Origin of the sequence: Labrys sp. (in: a-proteobacteria) (assembly GCF_047605565.1) — a bacterium.
GTDB lineage: Bacteria > Pseudomonadota > Alphaproteobacteria > Rhizobiales > Labraceae > Labrys > Labrys neptuniae.
Genome location: NZ_JASGFM010000004.1, coordinates 117,923 through 135,703 on the forward strand (window position 1 = coordinate 117,923; position 17,781 = coordinate 135,703).

The 17,781-nt window shown below is 63.6% G+C and carries 17 protein-coding genes; 3 read left to right on the plus strand and 14 right to left on the minus strand.

Features of this window, described 5'->3' with window-relative positions; translation table 11 throughout:
* Nucleotides 1-286: 286 nt before the first annotated feature.
* The 12 genes from QM672_RS06010 to QM672_RS06065 form a co-directional block, all read right to left on the minus strand.
* On the minus strand, nt 287-973 hold the full coding sequence (locus QM672_RS06010; RefSeq protein WP_367622785.1) for a protein-L-isoaspartate(D-aspartate) O-methyltransferase: 687 nt from the start codon (nt 971-973) through the stop codon (nt 287-289).
* Nucleotides 970-1,740 carry a 5'/3'-nucleotidase SurE gene (gene surE / locus QM672_RS06015; protein ID WP_415081267.1) on the minus strand — a complete coding sequence of 257 codons (771 nt, stop codon included), beginning with the start codon at nt 1,738-1,740 and terminating at the stop codon, nt 970-972. Before surE ends, QM672_RS06010 begins: the two co-directional genes overlap by 4 nt.
* Before the next feature lie 181 nt (nt 1,741-1,921).
* Complete coding sequence (gene serS, locus QM672_RS06020) at nt 1,922-3,205, minus strand: serine--tRNA ligase (RefSeq protein ID WP_415081269.1); 1,284 nt, start codon at nt 3,203-3,205, stop codon at nt 1,922-1,924.
* Nucleotides 3,206-3,243: 38 nt separating this feature from the next.
* Nucleotides 3,244-4,026, minus strand: coding sequence for a twin-arginine translocase subunit TatC (tatC, locus tag QM672_RS06025; protein ID WP_311935963.1), 783 nt, complete (start codon nt 4,024-4,026; stop codon nt 3,244-3,246).
* Nucleotide 4,027: 1 nt separating this feature from the next.
* Nucleotides 4,028-4,489 (minus strand): Sec-independent protein translocase protein TatB, encoded by a 462-nt coding sequence (tatB, locus tag QM672_RS06030; RefSeq protein WP_311935960.1) that lies wholly within the window; start codon nt 4,487-4,489, stop codon nt 4,028-4,030.
* A 100-nt stretch (nt 4,490-4,589) separates the two neighbouring features.
* Nucleotides 4,590-4,820 carry a twin-arginine translocase TatA/TatE family subunit gene (locus tag QM672_RS06035; RefSeq protein ID WP_311935957.1) on the minus strand — a complete coding sequence of 77 codons (231 nt, stop codon included), beginning with the start codon at nt 4,818-4,820 and terminating at the stop codon, nt 4,590-4,592.
* A gap of 123 nt (nt 4,821-4,943) precedes the next feature.
* Nucleotides 4,944-5,576, minus strand: a complete 633-nt coding sequence (scpB, locus tag QM672_RS06040; protein WP_376717664.1) for an SMC-Scp complex subunit ScpB — start codon at nt 5,574-5,576, stop codon at nt 4,944-4,946.
* Nucleotides 5,577-5,798: 222 nt separating this feature from the next.
* A complete protein-coding gene (locus QM672_RS06045) occupies nt 5,799-6,596 on the minus strand; it encodes a segregation and condensation protein A (RefSeq protein ID WP_311935953.1) in 798 nt (265 codons plus the stop codon).
* Nucleotides 6,597-7,619, minus strand: coding sequence for a beta-N-acetylhexosaminidase (gene nagZ / locus QM672_RS06050; protein WP_311935950.1), 1,023 nt, complete (start codon nt 7,617-7,619; stop codon nt 6,597-6,599).
* A gap of 175 nt (nt 7,620-7,794) precedes the next feature.
* On the minus strand, nt 7,795-9,507 hold the full coding sequence (locus tag QM672_RS06055) for an SPOR domain-containing protein (RefSeq protein ID WP_415081273.1): 1,713 nt from the start codon (nt 9,505-9,507) through the stop codon (nt 7,795-7,797).
* Between the two features lie 67 nt (nt 9,508-9,574).
* Entirely contained in the window at nt 9,575-10,702 is a 1,128-nt protein-coding gene (locus QM672_RS06060) for a DALR anticodon-binding domain-containing protein (protein WP_415081275.1), read from the minus strand.
* A 7-nt stretch (nt 10,703-10,709) separates the two neighbouring features.
* On the minus strand, nt 10,710-11,930 hold the full coding sequence (locus QM672_RS06065) for a deoxyguanosinetriphosphate triphosphohydrolase (protein WP_415081277.1): 1,221 nt from the start codon (nt 11,928-11,930) through the stop codon (nt 10,710-10,712).
* Nucleotides 11,931-12,070: 140 nt separating this feature from the next.
* On the opposite strand from QM672_RS06065, the gene erpA reads away from it, so the two are divergent.
* Both erpA and xth read left to right on the plus strand, forming a co-directional pair.
* Nucleotides 12,071-12,400, plus strand: coding sequence for an iron-sulfur cluster insertion protein ErpA (gene erpA, locus QM672_RS06070; protein ID WP_068297179.1), 330 nt, complete (start codon nt 12,071-12,073; stop codon nt 12,398-12,400).
* Between the two features lie 4 nt (nt 12,401-12,404).
* Nucleotides 12,405-13,187: an exodeoxyribonuclease III gene (gene xth, locus QM672_RS06075; RefSeq protein ID WP_415081417.1), complete on the plus strand. Its 783-nt coding sequence runs from the start codon at nt 12,405-12,407 to the stop codon at nt 13,185-13,187.
* Nucleotides 13,188-13,205: 18 nt separating this feature from the next.
* On the opposite strand, the gene QM672_RS06080 is transcribed toward xth, so the two are convergent.
* Nucleotides 13,206-13,949, minus strand: coding sequence for a FecR domain-containing protein (locus QM672_RS06080; RefSeq protein WP_311934783.1), 744 nt, complete (start codon nt 13,947-13,949; stop codon nt 13,206-13,208).
* Nucleotides 13,950-14,220: 271 nt separating this feature from the next.
* On the opposite strand from QM672_RS06080, the gene QM672_RS06085 reads away from it, so the two are divergent.
* Nucleotides 14,221-16,398: a CHASE2 domain-containing protein gene (locus tag QM672_RS06085; RefSeq protein WP_415081280.1), complete on the plus strand. Its 2,178-nt coding sequence runs from the start codon at nt 14,221-14,223 to the stop codon at nt 16,396-16,398.
* A gap of 208 nt (nt 16,399-16,606) precedes the next feature.
* On the opposite strand, the gene QM672_RS06090 is transcribed toward QM672_RS06085, so the two are convergent.
* Entirely contained in the window at nt 16,607-17,404 is a 798-nt protein-coding gene (locus QM672_RS06090; RefSeq protein ID WP_311934785.1) for a tetratricopeptide repeat protein, read from the minus strand.
* Between the last annotated feature and the right edge of the window lie 377 nt (nt 17,405-17,781).

Consider the following 17,781-nt stretch of genomic DNA (forward strand, 5'->3'; position numbering starts at 1 on the left):
AATCCCCCAACCGAGTTGCGGTTCTGACTGAGCGACCAGGGGCGATCTTGAAATCAGACCTGGGCTGCCAGTCCCGCACCGTCGGAAACCGCCGCATACTGCACGGGATGGAGGTATCCCGCCATCCCTTCGCCACCTGAATTTGTCTGCATCCGCGCGTCGGGGCTTCGCCCCTGCCCTGCAGTCGAGCAATTGAAAGTCCGGCTCAACGGGAAAGACGCAATTGTACCGTGATACCAGCGATGACTGCGCCGAATCTCGCTTCCGCTTCAAACTCGACGGCGGCTTAAAGCCGGTCGGCAACGCCCAGAATCATCGATGCGGCGCGGATGTCCATCAGCGGCGTATGATGGAAACCGTCGGCGTCGCGCACGATCATGGTCAATTGCTGCTCTTCGCCCGGCGGGCCGATGGGCGCGATCATCCGTCCCCCCAGGGCCAGTTGATCCAGCAGATCCTCGGGCACCTCGCTCATTGCGGCCGTCGTGACGATACGATCGAAGGGTGCCTGCTGGCGCCAACCGGAACTGCCGTCTGCCACCATCATCGTGACATTGAGGATGGTGACGGCCCGCAGCCTTTCCTCAGCCTCGGTGACCAAGGTGCGCCAGCGGTCGAGCGTGAGGACTCGCTTGGCGAGGCGCCCGAGCACCGCGGTCAGATAGCCGGAACCCGTACCGATCTCCAGCACGCGATGCAGCGGCTCGACATCCAGGCGCTCGGCAATGGTGGCCGCAAGCACGGGCGGCGTGATGGTCTGGCCACACTGGATGGGAAGGCTGAGGTCGCGCCAGGCGAACTCGGCGAATTCCGGCAGCACGAAGACGGGGCGCGGCAAAGTGGAAACGGCATTCAGCACCTTCTGATCCGTCAGCCCGTGGCGGCGCAGGCGCAGGATGAAAGCCATCATCTCCTGCGCATGTTCGTCATCGGGATTCACAAAGGGCTCGTAATCCGTCATGTTGTCCGTCATCGCACCGTTTCAAAGCTATCCGAAAGCCGTTGCAGGGCTGGCACGTCGGTCAGGTTGAGATGGAGGGGGGTCACGGAAATCTGTTTGTTGAAAAGGGCGGCCAGATCGGTGCCCTCGAGCCGGGGCGGCGTTTCCCGCCGCGGAGCCAGCCAGTAGTAGGGACCGCCACGAAAATCCTGCCGCTCGACCACGTCGACGAGGGCGGCATCGCGCTGCCCCTGCGTGGTGACCGCAATCCCGGCGACCTCCTCGGGCTCGCAATCGGGAAAATTGACGTTGAACAAGGTTCCCTTGGCGAAACCGTGGGCCAGCAGCTTGCGGATCACACCGGGTGCATGCTGTTCGGCGCAATGCCAACGCATGCCGTCCCTGCCCCCGATGCCATAGGCCTGGCTGAGAGCGATGGATGGAATCCCCAGGACGGTCCCCTCCATCGCGGCCGCCACCGTACCGGAATAGGTAACGTCCTCAGCGATGTTCTGGCCGCGATTGACGCCGGACAGCACCAGGTCGGGCTGCCTGCCCTTGAGCAGGTGCTGAACGCCCATCAGCACGCAATCGGTCGGCGTCCCGCTGACGGCGTAGCGCTTTTCATCGATCTGCCGCAGGCGCAGCGGCGTGCTGAGCGAGAGGGAGTGGGAAACGCCGGACTGATCCGTCTCCGGTGCAACCACGATCACGTCGTCGCTGAGGCTGCGGGCGATCTTCTCCAGCGAAACCAGGCCGGGCGCATGGACGCCGTCATCGTTGGTAATCAAAACTCGCATCCGCCGTCCGTCCCTGTTCGCTGAGTCCATAGCTAGTGTGCCACAGGAAAAGGAGCTCCGGCGAGACTTTGTCGTACGCAATCCCCTGCCGTTGCAGAAATCCCTGCAGAAACAAATGATTGCCTCACCCTTCCTGATTCTGGAATCAAGGACGGTGCGGCAAGATGCGCGGGAGCGAGATTTACTGTCTTTCGATCCGGCGCAGGCCGCCCATATAGGGAACCAGAACGTCCGGAACGGTGATGGAGCCATCCTCGTTCTGATAATTCTCCATCACGGCCACAAGTGCGCGGCCGACCGCCACGCCCGAACCGTTCAGCGTATGCACGAAACGCGGGCTGCCGCCGGATTTCGGACGGGTCCGGGCGTTCATGCGGCGTGCCTGGAAGTCACCGCAGACCGAGCAGGAGGAGATTTCCCGGAACAGCCCCTGCCCCGGCAGCCAGACTTCGATGTCATAGGTCTTCTGCGAGGCGAAACCCATATCGCCGGTGCACAGGGTCATCACCCGGTAATGCAGGTCGAGGCCCTTCAACACGGCCTCGGCACAGGCGAGCATGCGCTCATGCTCGTCCCGGCTCTGTTCGGGCGTGGTGACCGAGACGAGTTCGACCTTCTGGAACTGATGCTGACGGATCATGCCGCGCGTATCGCGCCCCGCCGCGCCCGCCTCGGCCCGGAAGCAGTGGGTCAGCGCGGTATAGCGCAGCGGCAGTTCCTCCTCGGCGGTGATGGCGTCGCGCACCAGGTTGGTCAGCGAAACCTCGGCCGTCGGAATCAACCAGAAATCGCCCGGCTGAACACGGAACTGATCCTCGGCGAATTTCGGCAACTGGGCCGTGCCGATCATGGCATCGTCGCGCACCAGCAAGGGCGCCGCGACCTCGGTATAACCGTGCTCGCCGGTATGCTTGTCGATGAAATACTGGCCGAGCGCGCGCTCGAGCCGGGCCAGGCCCCTCTGCAGCACCACGAAGCGGGAGCCGGAGAGCTTGGCGGCAATCTCGAAATCCATCAGGCCGAGAGTTTCGCCCAGCTCGAAATGCTCCTTGGGGGCGAATGTATAGGCCCGCGCCACGCCATGGCGGTGGTGTTCGACATTGCCGTGTTCGTCAGCACCGGTAGGAACCTCGTCGAGCGGCAGGTTCGGGATCGAGATGAGCTGATCGTAAAGGGCCTTGTCGGCGAGGCGGAGCGCCTCCTCGTCAGCCGGCATCGAAGCCTTGAGCGCATTGACTTCGGCCATCAGGGCCTGCGCCTTGGCCTCATCCTTGGCCTGCTTGGCCGCACCGATCTCCTTGGAGGCGGCGTTGCGACGTTCCTGGGAGGCCTGCAGCCGGGCAACGAGCGCACGGCGGCTCTCATCGAGCTCGAGTATGGTGGCGGACAGCGGCTCGAGCCCTCTGCGAACCCGGCCTTGGTCGAAGAGACCCGAGTTCTCGCGGATCCACTTCACATCATACATGAGATCAACTCCAGAACGGTCGTCGGGACACCGACGGGCTATTCCGAAGCCTGCGTATCGCTTTCCGCGCGCTTCTTCTCAACCCACCGGACCGAATAGATCGAGAGTTCGTAAAGGAGCACGCCCGGCACGGCAAGCGCGATCATGCTCCACGGATCGGGTGGCGCCAGCACGGCGGCGATCGCGAACACGATGACGATGGCATAGCGGCGCTTTTCCGTCAGGAAGGTCGAGTCGACCACGCCAATCCGGCCCAAAAGGGTCAACACTACCGGAAGCTGAAACACCAAGCCGAAGGCAAAGATGAGGTTCATCAGCAAGGACAGATAGCCATCGACAGTCGCCAGCAATTCGATGGTGGCGATTCCGCTGCCGCCGAGTTGCTGCATGCCCAACGCGAAATGCATCACTGCCGGCATCGCCAGGAAATAGACCAGCAACCCGCCCAGGAAGAAGAAGAGTGGAGTGGCGATGAGATAGGGCAGGAAGATATTGCGTTCGTGCTTGTAGAGGCCGGGAGCGACGAAACGATAGATCTGGATGGCGAAGAAGGGAAAGCCGACGAAAGCAGCGGCGAAGAAAGCAACCCGAATCTGCGTGAACAGGAAATCGAGCGGATGATTGTAGATCAGCTTGACCGGATTGCCGGCCGCTGCCCATTCATAGGGCCACAGCAAGATGAGATAGATCGATTTGGAAATCGCGAAGGCGCCGATGAACAGCACGATGAACGCAATGCCGGATTTCATCAGGCGTGAGCGTAGCTCGATCAGGTGATCGAGAAGCGGCGCCTTGGAGGCGTCGATGTCGTCTTCGGTCATCTTAGGACTTGAACGCTGCAAGGGGGGCGAAGGCGGAGGGGATTTCGACCCCGACGAGTTTGGCAGCCAAGGATGAAGGGTTTGGCCCGGCGATGGAAGGCTCGCTTGGCGTGGCAGCCACCGCCCCGTTCTCCAGAATCGGCGCGATTGCCGCCGGACTAAGCGGCGGTTCCGAATCGAACACCGAGGATTTCAGGGCGTTGCGCGCCAGGCCTGCGGGGCTGCTGATGCTACTCAAGGTTGCCGCGGATTGGCGCAGCGTGTCGAATTCCTTTTTGACATCCTCGAGATTGGCTTCCTTGAGCGCTTCGTTGAACTGGCCTTGGAATTCGCCCGCCATACGGCGCAGCTTGTTCACGCCCCGCCCGAGGGAGCGCATCGTGCTGGGCAGTTCCTTGGGGCCAATGACGACGACAGCCACTGCCCCCACGATCAGGATATGGCTCCAGCTGATATCAAACATGCAACGCTCGGTCTGGCGAAACGAAATGCTCCGCGCATTAACGCGGAGCCTAGAAAGACCCAGTCTTCAGGCTGACGCCGCCGGCACAAACCGGGCCAGCTCAGCCCGCCTTGGTTTGCTCGGTCGGATTGACGGTCGTGCCGGCCTGCGCATCGATCGTCTTCACAGGCTGCTGGGCAGTCGTCGGTTCGTCATCGGCCATGCCCTTCTTGAAGGATTTGATGCCCTTGGCAACGTCACCCATCAAGTCGGAAATCTTGCCGCGTCCACCAAACAGGACGAGTACGACGACAGCCAGAATGATCCAGTGCGTGATACCCCATGTACCCATGATACCCTCCAACGCGGCAAAGCCGATTGCAACAACACAACAACGGCGCCGCACGCGACCCGATGATCCCAGCAGAATCTAGGCGGGCTTGACGGCAAAAACAAGAAGGTTTGCCGTTCTTACTCAACCTTCATGTTCGGGTTCCGGTTCCGGAAATGCGAAGGAAAGGTCGGCGGCTTCCAGCGGCTCCTCATCCGGCGCCAGCGCGCTGTCATCATTGGGCATGGGCACGCTGAAGCCAGGCGGCAGGCGGCCATCGAGCAGGCCCGCTCCCTTGAGCTCATCGAGCCCAGGCAGGTCGCCGACGCCATCCAGGCCGAAATGCTCCAGAAATGCGGGCGTGGTGCCATAAGTCACCGGTCGTCCCGGTGCGCGCCGCCGCCCGCGCAGGCGCACCCAACCGGTTTCCAGAAGCACATCCAGTGTGCCCTTGGAGATCGACACCGAGCGGATGTCCTCGATCTCGGCGCGGGTCACCGGCTGGTGATAGGCGATGATTGCCAGGGTTTCCATCGCCGCCCGCGACAATTTGCGCGTCTCATAGGCATCGCGCGACAGGATCCAGGCGAGGTCGTCGGCGGTGCGGAAAGCCCAGCGCCCCCCCAGCCTGACCAGATTGACGCCACGGGTCGCATAGTCGGCCTGCAAGGCGCCGATGGCGGCACCGATATCCGCGCCCTCGGGCAGCCGCGATGCCAGCGTCGCCTCGTCCAGCGGTTCCGTTGCCGCGAACAGCAAGGCTTCGATCAAGCGCATATGCTGCTGCAGATCGGTCTGTGCCGTGCCTTCCGGTTGGAACGATGCAATTTCGCCCAAAGCCTAACCCTTCCCTATGCGGGCTGCGCCACAAGAATGAAGCGCGGGCCGCATGGTTTACCAAAACCTGCCTCGTCCTCGAACCGACAGCTGGCCCTCGGCGGCGTTCCGCACAGGAGGGTTGAGATGCTGCCGATCCTTCCTGATCGAGCCATGGCTCGATCAGGAAGGATCGGTCTGGCCGGCTTCACCACGCGACCGCAGATAGATCGGCGAGAAGGGCGTAGCCTGACGCAAATCGAGCTTGCCTTCCTTCACGAGTTCGAGGCTCGCGGAGAAGCTAGAGGCCCGAACGGTGGCCCGTGTCGAGGGCTCGGCCAGATAGTCCACCAGAAATTCGTCGAGACTGAGCCAGTCCGCCGCCGGCCCGATCAGCGATTCCAGCAACTCGCGCGCTTCGGCCAGCGTCCAGACATTGCGCTCGGGCAGCTTCACATAACCGACCATGGCGCGCTGACGCTGCTGGGCATAGGCAGAGAGCAGATCATGCAGCGTTGCTTCGAATCGCCCATGATTGTTGAGCCGTATGCCTTCGGGCATGCCGCGCTTGAACACGTCGCGGCCCAGAACGGCCCGCTCCTGCAGCTGGGCGGCGGCATTGCGCATCGCTTCCAGGCGCTGCAGGCGGAAGGCAAGGGCGGCGGCCAATTCGGCCGCGGGCGGTTCCTCGCCCTTCGGCGATTCCGGCAGCAGCAGGCGCGACTTGAGATAAGCGAGCCAAGCCGCCATCACCAGATAGTCGGCCGCCAGTTCGAGCCTCAGACGGCGGGCCTCCTCGACAAAGGAGAGATATTGCTCGGCAAGGGCGAGGATAGAAATGCGCGTAAGATCGACCTTCTGGCGCCGCGCCAATTCGAGCAGCAGGTCGAGCGGTCCTTCGAAGCCGTCGACATCCACGACGAGCGTGGGATCGCTGACCGCCTTATCCGCCCTCACCTCTTCTTCGAACTCATCGCTCATTCAAACCGTGCCTCCGCTGGCAAGCGCCGCCGCCAGCCGTTCCCGCGCTTCGTCGATGTCGAGCGGCTCCGGCAGGTGGCGGATGCGGGCCAAGGCGGCATCGGCCCGGCGGCGTGCCTTGCCTGACAGGCTTGGAGCGGCCCGCGCCACCTCGATCATCTCATCCATCTTGCCGTTGCAATGCAGCCCGAGATCGCAGCCAGCCGCGAAGGCCGCTGCCGCGCGTTGCTCCAATGTTCCCTCGAGCGCCTGCATGGAAAGATCGTCACTCATCAGGAGACCATCATAGCCGATTGCCTTCCTGATCACATTGCGGATCACTTTTTTGGACGTCGTAGCTGGGGATGACGGATCCAAAGCCTCGTAAACCACATGCGCGGTCATCGCGGCGGGCATGTCGGCGAGCATGCGGAAGGGCAGGAAATCGAGTGATTCGAGCTCGGCCCGGCCCGCCGCCACGATCGGCAGCGAAAGATGGCTGTCCACGCCGGCGCGGCCATGGCCGGGCATATGCTTCATCACGGGCAGCACGCCGCCGGCGATCATGCCCTCGGCCGCGGCCCGGCCGAGCGTGCCGACCGTGGTCGCGTCGAGACCGTAGGCCCTGTCGCCGATCACGTCATGGGCTCCTGGCACCGGAATATCGAGCACCGGCAGGCAATCGACGTTGATACCGACCTCAAGGAGATCGTGCGCGATCAGTCTCGCAGCCAGCCGGGTGATCTCGCGGCGTGTCACCGGATCATTGGCATGGAGCTGGCTATAGAGCCGCGCGGCCGGATATTTCGGCCAATGGGGAGCCGTCAGCCGCTGGACCCGTCCGCCCTCCTGATCCACCAGAACGGGCGCATCGCGTCCCACCGTCTCGCGCAAGGAAGCCGTCAGGGCTCGCACTTCCGCCGGCGTGCCGACATTCCGCCGGAACAGGATGAAGCCCCAGGGATTCGCATCACGGTAGAAAGCGCGCTCGTCAGGGGTGAGCGACAGGCCGGAACAACCCAGGATCAGCGCTGATTGGGGCATGACAGTCTCTTCGGCTTTCGGGAAATATATGAAGAACAGGCAAGCCGAACTGGATCGGGGCGATCGGAACCCGGCCCCCGATCGCCCCGATCCAGTTCGGCTTGCCCGAAATCTCTCAGACGTCAGATTCAGGCGCGGCGCGCATGAACGGCGGCGGGCTCGAATCAGCCGGCAATCAGTTGCGGGCGATCACACAGTCCCCACCGGCAGCCTTCAGCTTGCCGCAGAAGGCCGTGGCCTCGGCCGGCGTGGACCATCCTCCGACCCGCACCCGGTAATAAGTGCCGCGATCGGGTAGATCGACCTTGCGGATCGACGGCTTCATACCGCCCAGCACACCTGCGAAACGGCGCTGCAGCGACTGGAAGGCGCTCTGCGCATCAGCCGGCGAGCGTTGCGACGAAACCTGGACGACATAGCTGCCATTGGCGACCGGGGCCGCGGTCGGAGCCGATGCGGCGGCCGGGGCTGCCCCTGCAGTCGGTTCGGCCGACGCCACCTGCGCCGGTTTCGGCGCCGGCGGCATATGGCGAGGACGGACAGGCGGTACCGCCGGCGGCGGTGCCTGCGCCTGAGTCGGCTCGACGACCGTGGTCGCACCGCCATCTTCCTCGCCCGGCAGCGCTTGTGGCGTCTGGTCGTCCGGCAGGGCGGCAGCCGAGCCGGCGGGCACGGTTGCAACCGGGGCAGCGGGGGCCGGCGACGTGGCCTGGCCAGCATCGCCCTGGACGACCGGAGCGGCTTGCGGAGCAACAGCAGGAGCCGTTGGAGCCGCCTCAGACGAAGGCTGATCGGCAGGAGGCGTCGGCGCCAGGGCCGAGACGTCCACGGAACGGGTCTGCGGAGCGCTCGGCTCGGCATTGGTGATGGGGGCTTCACCCGTCACCACCGAACTGTCCGGCATGATCTTGATGGTCTTCACCCGCCGCGGCTCGTCGGGTGCCTGCGCAACCTGGGTTTCCGTGGCATTGCTGGCCGTCTGGTCGGGCGCGGCAGCGCCTTCGGGATTGGGCAGCACGATGTTGCTGGTTGTCACCGGACGCGTCGCATTGGCGTCGGGCGCCGCGGGGGCCGGGGCTGCGGCCCCTTCGGGTCGGGTCGGCACCACCGCAACCGGCTGCTCCTCGTGACGCACCAGCCGCTCATTGGCGACGGAAGCGGTCTGGTTGCTGCGATTGAAGATCTCGTGAGTCGGCTGGCTGGCAGCCGCAGCGTTCTCAGCCGGCTTGATCTTGACCGGGTCCGTGCTCGCCTTGATCACCGGCGGTGCGCTGCCGATACCCGGAATGTCGCTACCGACAAAGCCGCCCTTCTTCCAGACATAGGCGAGGCCGCCACCGATGCTGGCGACGAGGACGAGAGCGGCAAGACTGACGGCACTGCCACGAGACTTGCGCCGCGGCATCCGGGTCTCGGCGCGCGGCGCCAGATATTCATCATCGGCGGCCGGCGCATAGCGATCTTCCTCGCCTTCGGGATAGGCTTCCACATAGGGATTGCCGTCACGATCGACCCAGACTCCGCGCTGTTCGTCATAGACCCATTCGGGGCCTTGCTCCTCGCGTTCGTCGTCGAAGACATAGGCCTTCGATTGGCGCGTGGCGACGTCCTGGTCGTCGCCGTAATAGTCGTCCTGATAGGCTTGCGCCTGCTCGGCCTGCGCATGTTTGGACACGGTCTCGGGATGGCCGTCGCGAATCTCGTGCCCATTGCGATCATAGCGATCCGTCATGCCCGCCTCCCGCGAACGCAAAACGCCGGCCGAAGCATAGGCCTTTGTGTCACGCCTTTCAGCATAAACATCGCGATCGCCACCTGCAGTTGCCAGATCGGACAGCCATTGATCGCTGTTGCTGGCTGCGACACGGCGATGTTCGGTTTCAATCATGACTCGTTCCTGACCAGGCTGGTCGATCGCCGGGGGGCGATCTGCGGCCAAAAGGGCCGATCTCGTTTCAGCGCATCTCGTCCGGCGCAGAACTGCCGAGCAAGCCGAGTCCAGACTTAAGAACCGCCTCGACCCCGCGCACCAACGCCAAGCGGGCGCCTGTTAACAATCGATCATCATCCCTAATGAAGCGTAAATACGGAGCCCCGAGACTGCGATAATATTGCCGGTGCAGCCCGCCAGCCAGGCTGCACAGATAGTGGAGCAGCCGGCAGGGCTCGCGCTGCCTCACGGCGAGATCGATCTGGCTTGGATATAGGGCGAGCAAGCGCAGAATCAACTGCGCGCCCCCATCCTCGAAAGCTCGAACATCCCAGCGATCTTCATCGGAATCGCCATGTCCCCTGATCTCCGCCTGTTGGCGCAGGGCCCGGCAGCGGGCATGGGCATAGTGCAGGTCAAAGACGGGGTTGGCATGGCTCTGATCGAGCAGGAGATCGAGATCGAGCACGAGCGGAGCATCGGCAGGCTCGATCAGCATGCCCAGACGAGCGGCGTCGTCGCCGACGATGCCCGCGATCATCGAAAGATCGAGATCGTCGGCAAGATGCCCCGTCACGGCCGTAGGGTCTCGCCCCTTCACGCCGACAAGCGGTCCGAGCCGGACAACGACATCGGCGCGCTGCGAAGGTACCCGAAACTGCCTGTCCGCGCGAAAACCGAGATGGTCCAGCATATTGGCCAGGGCTGTTCCGACTGCCTCGCAGCGGGCCGGTGACAGGGGCCGGGTGCTCTGCGGATCGGTGGCGTCGAAGCCGATCGTAGGGTGCCCTGCCCCGCCGCGCTCACCGGCGCCATAACGGCTGCCCGCCTCCAGCACGCCGGCAAGCATCCGTGCCCATGCCGCCGGCGCCAGCGTCAGGTTCAGGAAGCCGGGGCCGGCAATTTCAACGCTGGCAATGCCATCCATGCTCTCCAGCGCTTCGGCAAGGAGAGCAGCCAGGATCGGGGATGGCATCCCTGCCGGCCGGTTCAGCACGAGGGCGGCATTGCAGGTAAAATCGCCACGCCCCGTTCGATCCGGCACCTCGATGCCGATCGAGGTCGGATCGAGACCGGCGGGCAGACGTCCCCCAGCTTGAAGCGAGGCAACGGCGTCCTGTACGCCGCGCCTGAGCCATTCGATCAGATCCATGGCGATGTCAGCGCAGATCCGGCGCCGTTCCGAACAGGCGCCGATGCTCGTTGATGGCAAAAGTATCGGTCATGCCGGCAATATAGTCAGCGACACGGCGCGCGCGCTTGTCCTCACGAGCGCCCTCCAGCCCCTCGCACCATTCGGCCGGCATCTGGCTGATGTCGGCAAACAAACGGTCGAACAGCCGGGTGACCACCTGTGCGGCATGCATGCGGACGCGCATCACCCGTTCATGGCGATACATGTTGGGATAGAGGAACCCCTTGATGCCCTTGTCGGCCAGCGCGACGGGCGGCGAAAAGGCAATGAGCATCTTGCCGGCAGCCCGCACGTCCTCGCTCGATCGGTAGAGACCGGAGGTAAAGGCGGCCTTGCCCATGCCGATCACATCCTCCACCAGCCGGGTGATCACGCGGCGCATCAATTCGTGGGTGGTGCGGCTGCGATCGAGGTCCGGGTGGCGATCGGCGATCTCGGCAAGCAACTCGCCGGCGAGAGGCACCTGCCCGAGATCGGCGAGTTCGAACAGGCCCGCGCGCAGCCCGTCATCGATGTCGTGCGCATTGTAGGCGATGTCGTCGGCGATGGCAGCGGCCTGCGCCTCGGCACTGGCGAAACTCTCGAGTTCGAGATTCTGCTGGGCCTGATATTCCAGGATGGCGACGGGAATGCCCCGCTCGCGATAGCGCGCCACCGGGCTGCCATCCGGCTGCAGCAGAGGCCCGTTGTGTTTGACCAACCCTTCCAGCGTTTCCCAGGCAAGGTTGAGCCCGTCGAACTCGGCATAACGCCGCTCGAGGCGGGTGACGATGCGCAGCGACTGCGCATTGTGGTCGAAGCCGCCATAGGCGCGCATCGCCTCGTCCAACGCATCCTCGCCGGTATGGCCGAACGGCGTGTGGCCGAGATCATGCGCCAGGGCCAGCGCCTCGGCCAGATCCTCGTCGAGCGCCAGGGAACGCGCGATCGAACGGGCGATCTGGGCGACCTCGATCGTATGGGTCAGCCGGGTGCGATAATGGTCGCCCTCATGCGCGACGAAAACCTGGGTCTTGTGCTTGAGGCGGCGGAAAGCCGTGGAGTGGATGATGCGGTCGCGGTCGCGCTGGAAATCGGTCCGAGTCGGCGACTGCGGCTCGGCGAACAGCCGCCCGCGCGATTGGGGCGCCACCGCCCACGGACCGCGAGGCCGGATCACGCAATCGGGTATCTCGAGTTCGGCCATCGCGCCTCACGCCTTGCTTGCGCCTCAATAGAGGTTGCCACGTGCCAAGGCAAAGCTTCTTTACAGCGCGATCCGGCATTGAACCTTTGGCCCATCGCACATATTTTCGGGACAAGATGCAGCCAGATTTGCAGGATGCCATGACCAGTCCCGTTTCCGTGAGCGACCGTGCCGCGCGTCGGATCGCCAAGATTCTCGAAAGTGAACCGTCCGGCTCGATGCTGCGCATCAGCGTGGAGGGCGGCGGCTGCTCCGGCTTCCAGTATAAATTCGTCTTCGACACCGAACGCCACGAGGATGACCTGGCGATCGCCAAGGAAGGCGCCACGGTGCTGATCGACGAGATGTCGCAGCAATATATGGAAGGTGCCGAACTCGATTATGTCGAGGACCTGATCGGCTCCGCCTTCAAGATCAACAATCCGCAGGCCACCGCCGCTTGCGGCTGCGGCACCAGCTTCTCGGTGTGACATGGTGCGTATTGCCAGCTGGAACGTGAACTCGATCCGCCAAAGGCTTCCCCATCTGTTGGGTTGGTTGAAGGACGCCCAACCGGACGTGGTCTGCCTGCAGGAGATCAAATGCGTGGACGAGGCCTTTCCCGCCGCCGACATCGAGGCGCTGGGCTACAATGTCGCCGTCCATGGCCAGAAGACCTTCAATGGCGTGGCAATCCTCTCCAAGCATCCGTTCGACGAGGTGAAAACGCGGCTGCCGGGCGACGATGGCGACGAACAGGCCCGCTATATCGAGGCGGTGATCTCGACTTCGTCGGGCGCGTTGCGGGTCGCGTCGATCTATCTGCCGAATGGCAATCCGGTCAGCACCGAGAAATACCCCTACAAGCTCGGTTGGATGGAGCGCCTCAGGCTGCATATCAGCGGTCTGCTCGCGCTCGAAGAGCCCTTCGTGATGGCGGGCGACTACAACATCATCCCGCAGGCCGCCGACGCAAAGAATCCGGCGGAATGGGTGAACGACGCTCTCTTCCTGCTGCAGAGCCGCTCCAAGTTCCGCGAATTGCTGGCGCTCGGCCTGACGGATGCGTTCCGGTCGTGCGAGGACGCACCCGGACACTATACCTTCTGGGACTATCAGGGCGGTGGCTGGCAGAAGGACAACGGCATTCGCATCGATCATCTGCTGCTGTCGCCGCAGGCGGCCTCGCGCCTGCAGGGCTGTGCCATCGACAAGGCGATGCGTGGGCAGGAAAAGGCTTCCGACCACGTGCCGATTCGCTGCGATCTTGCCCTCTGACGACCAAAGATCGCGTCGTCAGCCTCGCTGCCGCGGCGGGTTGAAGGTTGGGAAGTTGAAGCCGGGCCGCCTCTGGCCACGATTCTTGCCTCCCTCACCGCCATAGCGCCCGCAGAGTTGGGCCCCCGCGCCGGCTTCGGCACAGTGAGGCGAAAACACCACCGGCGGCCCGCCCCTTCGCGACCTGCTGCCGGGGAAGATGGTAATCGTCTCTCCCCGCCGTTTTAGAAGCGGGCAACGCCGCCGGCGCTCCTGATCGACAGAAAGCCCCCGCTGGCGCGGGCATACCTCGATGGCACCTTCCCAAATGGTGAAGCGCTCATAATTGTCGCCGACTTCGGCCGTGAAATTGGTCCCTCTCACGCCGATCCCGGCAAGCGGCGTCTGGATCCAATAGGCTTTCTTGGCGGAGACACCGCTGGCAAAGCGAAACACCCCCTTCGACAGGCCGATCACCACGTCCCTGGCCTGACCGCCCGAATAGACGAAGCGATCGAGCTTGGCCGATGCCGAAGAACCGAGCGCCAGACGCGTCTGGTCGAGGAATTTGATTTCGAGCGCCCCCGAAGGACCGGTCCGCACGGTCTCGTCGCGATAGACCGCGATATCGACCCCGAGTTCTCCCGCAACCGTGCCGATGGCGGCCGGGGTCACGCCGACCGTGTTGCCCACGGTCTCGGCCGCATAGGCGGGCGAAAAGGCCAAGCCGCAGGCTGCCGCCAGCCCAACGAAGCGGAGAGTCAGGAAGCGCGATCGTGGCATGCCGATAATCCGCCCTATGTCCGGTCACTATATTGGTGTTGGCGAAAACCGGCCTCCGACCGCCGGTGCCCGGATTGAGCGAGCCGAAGGGGTGGCAGCGATGCCAAGGCCATCATGACGCATTCCCTCCCGTGATCAAGAGGCGAGACTTTTGTGACCTACAACCCGGCCGCCCCAACTGCCGCAAGGGAAAAGCTGATAATTCACTGGCCGAGCGGGGCGAATTCCTCCAGTAGTACCTGCTGTGCCGGAGTATGAGCGTGACATCGACATGCGGCTGAAGCGCTTCCTTGGATATCCGCTGGTGGTGGCTCTGCCGCTGCTGATCTTCAGCCTGTTGACTTTGCTCGGTCCCGCCCCCCTACCCCGGCTGCAGGACATCGTCTTCGACACCTATCAACGCTGGCACGCCAAGGGGCGCGATCCCGATTCGCCCGTGCGTATCGTGGCGATCGACGAGAAATCGTTGTCCGAAATCGGCCAATTTCCCTGGCCGCGCAGCGTGATCGCCACACTCACTCAAAAGCTGGCCGATGCCGGTGCGGTCGTGGTTGCCTTCGACGTCCTGTTCAGCGAGGCCGACCAGACCTCGCCTGGACTGTTGGTGAAGAAGCTGCCCACCAGTGCCGAACGGGAAGCGCTGGAAAAAGCCATGAGCGCCTCCACCGCCTCCTACGACGTCATGTTTGCCCAGACCATGGCGAACATACCCGTGGTGCTCGGCCTTCTGGGAACCGATGCCGGCGAGCCGGTCAAGATCAAGAGCGGATACGGGCAGGTCGGGGATGATCCCGTCAATTTCCTGCCCTCCTTCCCGGCCGCCAAAATGCCGCTTCCCGTCCTTTATGACGCGGCCCGGGGAGCGGGTGCCATCAACTGGTTTCCCGACGGTGACAGCGTCATCCGCAAGGTACCGACCTTCGTCGCCATCGGCGGCAAGGTGGCGCCGTCCCTCTCGCTTGAAACCATTCGCGTCGCCATGGGCGCCGACACCCTCATGGTGCGCGCTTCCAATGCCAGCGGCCAGCCCGCCTTTGGTGTCCAAAGCGGCATCAACACCATCCGAATCGGCGATGGCGACAGAAGCATCTTCATCGACACGGACAGCAACGGCGAGGTCCGCCTGGTTGCGCGCAGATCGGAGCCGTCGTCCTGGATCTCGGCTGCCTCGATCCTCGACGGCAGCTTCAATCCGCAGGATATCAAGGATCACATCGTCTTCGTCGGCGCAGTCGCCATCGGCCTGCGCGATCAGCGAAGCACCTCGGTGGAAGAGGCCATCCCCGGCGTCGAGGTGCATGCCCAGATCGTCGAACAAGTGCTCGCCGGCGCGAGCCTGGTGCGCCCCGACTGGATGCGCGGCCTGGAGGCATTTCTGATCCTCGCCCTGGGCAGCCTGCTGGCCTGGATCCTGAGGCGCACCCGCAACATGCCACTGGTTTCGACCGTGGCTGGCCTTTCCATCCCGATCATGATCGCGTGCTGGAGCTGGATCCTCTATGTGCGGCAGGGCGTGCTGTTCGATGCGGTGATGCCGAGCGTGGGTACCCTCTCCGTCTTTCTTGCCGCCACGGTCTATCACTACCAGGAGGCCGAGCACCGGCGGGCCGAGGTGCGCTCGATGTTCGGCCGCTTCGTGACGCCGGCGGTGGTGGAGCGTCTCGTCGAAGCGCCGGATCGCATCGTGCTCGGCGGCGAGATCCGCGAACTCACCATCATGTTCTCGGACGTGCGCAACTTCACCGGCATTGCCGAGACCCAGTCGCCGGAGGGGGTGGTGTCGCTGATCCGCCGCATCCATACGCCGGCGACGGAGGCCGTTCTTCGCCATAGCGGCACCATCGACAAATTCATCGGCGACGGCATGATGGCCTTCTGGAATGCGCCGCTCGACATGCCGAACCATGCGACGCTCGCCTGCAAGGCTGCGCTGGACATCGCCGGCATGGCACGCGAGTTCCGCGATCCGCCGATCCAGATGGGCATCGGGCTGCATACGGGCGAGGCCTGCGTCGGCAATCTCGGCTCGGAGCAGCGGCTCGAATATTCGGCCCTCGGCGATGCGGTCAACCTCGCTTCGCGCCTGGAGGCCCTGACGAAGCTCTATGGCGTGGAGGTTCTCGTCACCGAGGCCACCAGCCGGGCCGCGGCCGGCATGCCCTTCCTGGAGCTCGACCGTGCCATGGTACGCGGTCGACAAGGGGCTATCGGACTGTTCGCCCTTCACACCGGCGAGGCGGATACCGACTTCTTCCGGCTGCAGGTCGCCCAGGCAGAAATCCTGGGCCCCTACCGGGCCGGCGATTTCGTGCAAGCCCTGGCACTCTTGGACAAGAACGCAGCGGCCTATCAACGGGGCTACCAGCGCCTGTTCGATTATTATTCAAAGCATTTCAATAGATTGATAGGAAACCCTAAACTCGATTGGCAGGGCGTGACGCAGCTCTGACGAATGCCGACCCATGTTGGGGAGGCGCTTGCCGCGCCAGGAAACAGCCCCGGTGCTTCCCGACAAAATCCCTGGCCCGCCACTCATTTGCCTAAGGACATGCGGGATTGGGAGTGTCAGTCTCCGGCTGACATCTTATCGGCGAGCAGAGTGCCAGCCGGAGGCTGACACTCCGAATTCCACACAAAGGGAAACCGCAACCGCCGGACTATGAATGGTCCTTGAGGAACTGCGCCAGATAGGTCAGGCACATCTCGCGTTCGTCCGGCGTGGCCTTGGCGAAGGCATCATCATAGAGATCGATGATCCACTGGTCGCGCTCGCCATTGGCACCGTCACGCGCCAAAGTCAGATACATCAGGCCACGTGCGCCCTGGCGCGGCATGTCGTTGCCCGACAGCAGGAGATGGCCGAGCACGGCCTGCGCCTGGCGATGACCCTTGTCGGCGGCCAGACGCAGCCAGCGGCCCGCCGTGATGGCATCGCGCTTTTGCACGGCATTGCCGTCGAGATAGATGCGACCGAGATTGTACTGCGCATCGCTGTCGCCGAAATAGGTGGCGGCATACTGGAACAGTTCGGTCGCATGCCTGGGATTGGGCTTCACCTCATTGGGGATGCCGGAAACATAATAGGAACCGAGCGCGACGATCGCGCTGGAGACGAAGCGGGCTTGGGCGGTATCCGGGCTATCTTCGCCATGGGCGTCGACAATGGCCTGATAATAGTCGAACGCCTTCTTGTCGTCGCGGGGAACGCCGTCCCCTTCCGAATACATGCGAGCGAGCTTCCATTGGGCCAAAGCGTGTCCCTTGCTCGCGGCGAATTCCAGCGCCTGGGATGCCCCGGCAAGGTCGCCGGCCTTGTAGGCCTTGGTGCCATTGCGGAAGGCCTGCATCGGAGAAGGATCGTCCGCCGGCGTCTTGGTGCCATCGAAAGCCTGTGCCGTCACGCAGCCCAGGGATAGCAAGAGGCCCAGGCCGCTCGCACGCAGAAGACAGCGCATCCTGGCAAGCGATTTGCCATGGCGCGCCGGGACCCGACCAAGGGGTCCGCCTGCGGTTTGCCGGTCGGCCAAGAGAGAAATCTGGTTCATAGTGAAGGACATAGCCGACACTTCTGCCGATTCTTTGACCGATTCACGGCGGCTCTTCTGCCAAAGCCGCAAAGTTGATGGCTTTTTCGCGACGGCACTGGCCGGCCGGCGGAATCTTCCGGGCACGTGGACACGACCACTGGCAAGTCCGGCGCTGTCCATTGCGTGTTCGCGAAAAGCTCTATCCAAGTTCGACCGCCACTCAAGCAACTCAACTACGTTCAGCCCGCTGGAGATCTTGATGCTCCAAGGTGCGGGCTGAATTCAGCGGTCACTTTGTGGCAGGA